The 4,352-nt window shown below is 64.8% G+C and carries 5 protein-coding genes; 4 read left to right on the top strand and 1 reads right to left on the bottom strand.

Features of this window, described 5'->3' with window-relative positions; all coding sequences use genetic code 11:
* Both rpsB and tsf read left to right on the top strand, forming a co-directional pair.
* A partial coding sequence (gene rpsB / locus EN745_RS30860; RefSeq protein ID WP_127422995.1) for a 30S ribosomal protein S2 occupies nt 1-547 on the top strand: 547 nt, incomplete at its 5' end.
* Between the two features lie 117 nt (nt 548-664).
* Nucleotides 665-1,585 carry a translation elongation factor Ts gene (tsf, locus tag EN745_RS30865; RefSeq protein ID WP_126054460.1) on the top strand — a complete coding sequence of 307 codons (921 nt, stop codon included), beginning with the start codon at nt 665-667 and terminating at the stop codon, nt 1,583-1,585.
* A 27-nt stretch (nt 1,586-1,612) separates the two neighbouring features.
* On the opposite strand, the gene EN745_RS30870 is transcribed toward tsf, so the two are convergent.
* Entirely contained in the window at nt 1,613-2,539 is a 927-nt protein-coding gene (locus EN745_RS30870; protein ID WP_126054461.1) for a LysR family transcriptional regulator, read from the bottom strand.
* 116 nt (nt 2,540-2,655) lie between these two features.
* Between EN745_RS30870 and EN745_RS30875 the strand changes: the two genes are divergently transcribed.
* Both EN745_RS30875 and EN745_RS30880 read left to right on the top strand, forming a co-directional pair.
* Nucleotides 2,656-3,183 carry a nuclear transport factor 2 family protein gene (locus EN745_RS30875; protein WP_126054462.1) on the top strand — a complete coding sequence of 176 codons (528 nt, stop codon included), beginning with the start codon at nt 2,656-2,658 and terminating at the stop codon, nt 3,181-3,183.
* Nucleotides 3,184-3,221: 38 nt separating this feature from the next.
* Nucleotides 3,222-4,331: an aldo/keto reductase gene (locus tag EN745_RS30880; RefSeq protein ID WP_126054463.1), complete on the top strand. Its 1,110-nt coding sequence runs from the start codon at nt 3,222-3,224 to the stop codon at nt 4,329-4,331.
* The last annotated feature ends 21 nt before the right edge of the window (nt 4,332-4,352 follow it).

Below are 4,352 nucleotides of genomic sequence, written 5' to 3' on the forward strand. Positions count from 1 at the left end.
GTCCGAAATCGTCGCTGACGCCGCGCAGCGCTCGGCCCAGTATTACGTCAACTCGCGTTGGCTCGGCGGCATGCTGACCAACTGGAAGACGATCTCGAACTCGATCCAGCGCCTGCGCAAGCTCGACGAACTGCTGGCCGGCGAGGCACAGGGCCTGACCAAGAAGGAGCGCCTCAACCTCGACCGCGAGCGCGAGAAGCTCGACAAGGCGCTGGGCGGCATCAAGGACATGGGCTCGACGCCGGACCTGATGTTCGTCATCGATACCAACAAGGAAGCGATCGCCATCCTCGAGGCCAAGCGCCTCGGCATTCCGGTCGTCGCCATCATCGATTCGAACTGCGACCCGGACAAGATCGACTTCCCCATCCCCGGCAATGACGACGCGGCTCGCGCCATCCAGCTCTACTGCGACCTGATCGCCAAGGCTGCGATCGACGGCATCGCTCGCCAGCAGGGCGCGCTCGGCGTCGACATCGGCGCCTCGGTCGAGGCTCCGGTCGAGCCGGCGCTCGATGCCCCGGCGGCCGAGACCCCGGAAGCATAATAGCGAAGGCCGGTTCCGGCCTTCATCTTTCCAATATCTTGGCGCGCTAAGCGCTGTCGCCGGGCGCATCATCGAGAATCGATGGTGCGTCGGCGCATTTGAAACAAAGAGGCGACAATGAGCATTACGGCTGCACAGGTCAAAGAACTCCGCGACTTGACCGGCGCGGGCATGATGGACTGCAAGGCGGCGTTGAACGAGACCAACGGCAACATGGAAGAGGCCGTCGACTGGCTGCGCAAGAAGGGCATCTCCAAGGCCGACAAGAAGGCTGGCCGCACCGCTGCCGAGGGCCTTATCGGCGTTGATGCCGGCCTGCGCGAGGCTGCCATTGTCGAGGTCAATTCCGAGACCGACTTCGTCGCCCGCAATGCCGCGTTCCAGGAGATCGTCGCCAACGTCGCCAAGGTGGCGCTGGCCTATGGCGCGACCGAAGCTGTGGCGGCCGCCAAGTACACGGGCTCGGACAAGTCGGTCACCGAGACGATCAAGGATGCGGTCGGCACCATCGGCGAAAACATGGGCTTCCGTCGTTCGACCAAGCTCTCTGTCGCGCACGGCGTGGTGGCGAACTATGTGCATAACAAGGTCGCCGACGGCCTCGGCAAGCTCGGCGTGCTGGTTGCCATCGAGACCACCGGTAATGCAGAGGCCGCAAATGCCTTTGGTCGCCATGTCGCCATGCATGTTGCGAATTCCAACCCGGTTGCGCTGACCGCCGAGGAAGTCGATCCGGCGCTGGTCGAACGCGAGAAGGCGATCTTCTCCGACCAGGCGCGCCAGTCCGGCAAGCCGGAGGCGATCATCGAAAAGATGGTCGAGGGCCGCCTGCGCAAGTTCTATGAAGAGGTCGTTCTGCTGAAGCAGGCTTTCGTGCTCAATCCCGACATCACCGTCGAGAAGGCGCTGAAGGATGCCGAGAAGGAAATCGGCGCTCCTGCAAAGATCACCGGCTATGTGCGTTACGCGCTCGGCGAAGGCATCGAGAAGGAAGAGACCGATTTCGCCGCGGAAGTCGCGGCGGCGGTCAAGAAATAGCCCGAAGCACAAGTAGGGCTACAGAGCTCAGGCAGCACGGCCGGGCGTCCGCGAGGATGCCCGGCCGATTTCTTGCGCGGTGTCGATGAAGGCCCGGAGCTTCGGCGCCATCGACGCCCGGCGCGGGAAATAGAGGAACAGGCCGGGTTCCTCGATCGCCGACTGCGGCAGGATCTGCACGAGGCGACCGGCGGCGATGTGGGCGCGCACCAGCGGCTCAAAGACATAGATGATGCCAACCCCGGCAAGCGCGAGGTCGATCGCGGCGAGCGAATCGGTGACGATTGCCGTGCCATTCGTTTCCACAGAGACGTCATTGCCGTCCTCGCTCAGGTCCCAGCGGTAGAGCGCGCCACTGCGCACGAGGCGGTAGCCGATGCAATTGTGGCCGGCGAGATCGGCGATGGCGGTGGGACGGCCGCGCCGCCCGACATAGGTCGGCGAAGCAGCCATCACGACACTGAATGGCGGCGTCAGCCGGACCGCCACCATATCCTGTGCGATCATCTCGCCCAGCCTGATGCCGGCGTCGAAACCTTCTCCCACGATATCGACGAGGCCCTGATCGGCAAACAGCTCGACGGTCACGTCCGGATAGCGCTCCGCCATCGCCGCCACCACGGGGGTCACCGCCAGCGGGATGGCGATATGGGAGACGTTGATCCTGAGCAGCCCCGCCGGGCGGCCGCCGATGCCGCGGATGCGGTCCATGCGTTCGGCGATGTCCTGCAGGGCAGGGGCTGCGGTCTCGATCAATGCCTTGCCGGCTTCGGTCAGCGAGACGCTGCGCGTCGTGCGCGCGAACAGCGGCTGACCGATCCGCTCCTCGACCAGACGCACAGCGTGGCTGACCGCCGACGGGCTCATGCCGAGCTCGGCCGCGGCGAGCGCGAAGCCGCCGCGCCGTGCGACGGCGACGACGACAGGCAGGTGGCTGAGCAGATCGCGATCCATTGATGAGCGGTATCGCATAGTCATTGCGAACAATGCAATCTTATCGTCTGCCGCATACTTGCACACATTGTCGCCAGCGCCACCGGCGGCGGGCCGATGCAGAAGGAGAAGACGAGATGAAAGCGTTGAAGCACGTCACTTTCGCAGCGGGCATGGCATTGGCACCGGTCGATGCCGGCGGAGCGGAACCGTCGGACTGGCACGCGCACGCCAATGAGCGCGCCGTGATCCGCATCGCCGACTCGATCGACCGCGCCGTCGACGCGCAGGACTGGCCGCTTGCCCGTAGCTATTTCGCGGATCGGGTCACTGTGGATTTCAGCAGCCTCTCCGGACGGCCGCCGGCCACCATCGCCTCGGACGAGCTGATCGGCACATGGTCGGCGAACCTCAAGGGGAGCAAGACGAGCCTGCACCTGCGCACCAACCACCAGGTGGTGATCGACGGCGACCGCGCCACCGTGTCGTCGAATGGCTACGCCTGGAATCGGATGGAAGGCAATGGCGACCCGCTCTGGGAAGTCTGGGGCACCTACGAGCACCGCCTGACCCGCACGCAAGCCGGCTGGAAAGTGGATGGCTTCACGTTCCGCATGACGCATGAGCGCGGCAACGCGTGGGTCAAGACCACTCCCGGCCGCTGAATGGCGGCATCAATCCCTATCAGAATCGGAACTACATCATGACGATGAATTACTACACCCTCGGCAACAGCGGCCTTCGGGTAAGCCGCATCGCGCTCGGCACGATGACCTTCGGCACGGAATGGGGCTGGGGAGCCGACCGGGAAACCGCCCGCTCGATGTTCGACGCCTATGTCGAGGCAGGCGGCAATTTCTTCGATACCGCCGACCTCTACACCAATGGCACGAGCGAGACCTGGCTCGGCGAATTCGTCGCCGAGCGCGGGCTGCGCGACAAGGCAGTGATCGCCACCAAGTTCACCATGAACACCGAGCCCGGCAATCCGAACAGCGGCGGCAATGGCCGCAAGAACATCATGCGCGCGGTGGAGGCCTCGCTCAGGCGGCTCGGCACGGACTATATCGACCTCTACCTGCTTCACGTCTGGGACAGGCTGACGCCGGCCGAAGAGGTCATGCGCACGCTGGACGACCTGGTGCGCGCGGGCAAGGTGCGCCATATCGGTCTGTCGGACGTGCCGGCCTGGTATGCCGGCCGCGCCCAGGCGATTGCCGAATTGCGCGGCTACGAGCCAGTTTCGGCCTTGCAGCTCGAATATTCGCTCGCCGAACGTTCGATCGAGCATGAGTTCGTCCCCTTCGGCACGCGTCACGGGGCGGGCATCATGGTCTGGAGCCCGCTGGCCAGCGGCTTGCTCAGCGGCAAGTATCGGCCGGCGCAGGCCGGAAATGCCGGCCGGCTCGATGGGTTCCGCAACACCACCCATCCGGGGTTCCAGAAATTCACCGAGCGCAACTGGAAGATCGTGGCGGAGCTCGAAAAGGTTGCCGCCGAACTCGGCCGCAGCATGCCCCAGGTCGCGCTCAACTGGGTGGCGACGCAGCCGGGCGTCGCCACGGTCATTCTCGGCGCGACCAAGCTTGCCCAACTACAGGACAATATCGGGGCGCTGGATTTTTCAATTCCAGCCGCGCTTCGCGAAAGACTGGAGGTAGTCAGCAGATCCCCGGCGCCATTCCCCCATTCCTATTTCGGCTTCGAGATCCAGGGCCGGGTCACCGGCGGCGCCACGACTGGCGACAAGCCGGCCGGCTATGCGCAGCCGGTGCTCATCGAGGGCGAAGCCGTCAGCGTTGCCAGCGACTGATTGGCGCAAGCCGGAGAGGCG

It is taken from the genome of Mesorhizobium sp. M4A.F.Ca.ET.022.05.2.1 (assembly GCF_003998845.1).
Classification (GTDB): domain Bacteria; phylum Pseudomonadota; class Alphaproteobacteria; order Rhizobiales; family Rhizobiaceae; genus Mesorhizobium.

Bases quoted from the DNA above. Each gene is read 5' to 3' on its own strand.
- EN745_RS30875 (WP_126054462.1), top strand. From the start codon at position 2,656: ATGAAAGCGTTGAAGCACGTCACTTTCGCAGCGGGCATGGCATTGGCA.
- EN745_RS30870 (WP_126054461.1), bottom strand. From the start codon at position 2,539: ATGGATCGCGATCTGCTCAGCCACCTGCCTGTCGTCGTCGCCGTCGCA.
- EN745_RS30880 (WP_126054463.1), top strand. From the start codon at position 3,222: ATGACGATGAATTACTACACCCTCGGCAACAGCGGCCTTCGGGTAAGC.
- tsf (WP_126054460.1), top strand. From the start codon at position 665: ATGAGCATTACGGCTGCACAGGTCAAAGAACTCCGCGACTTGACCGGC.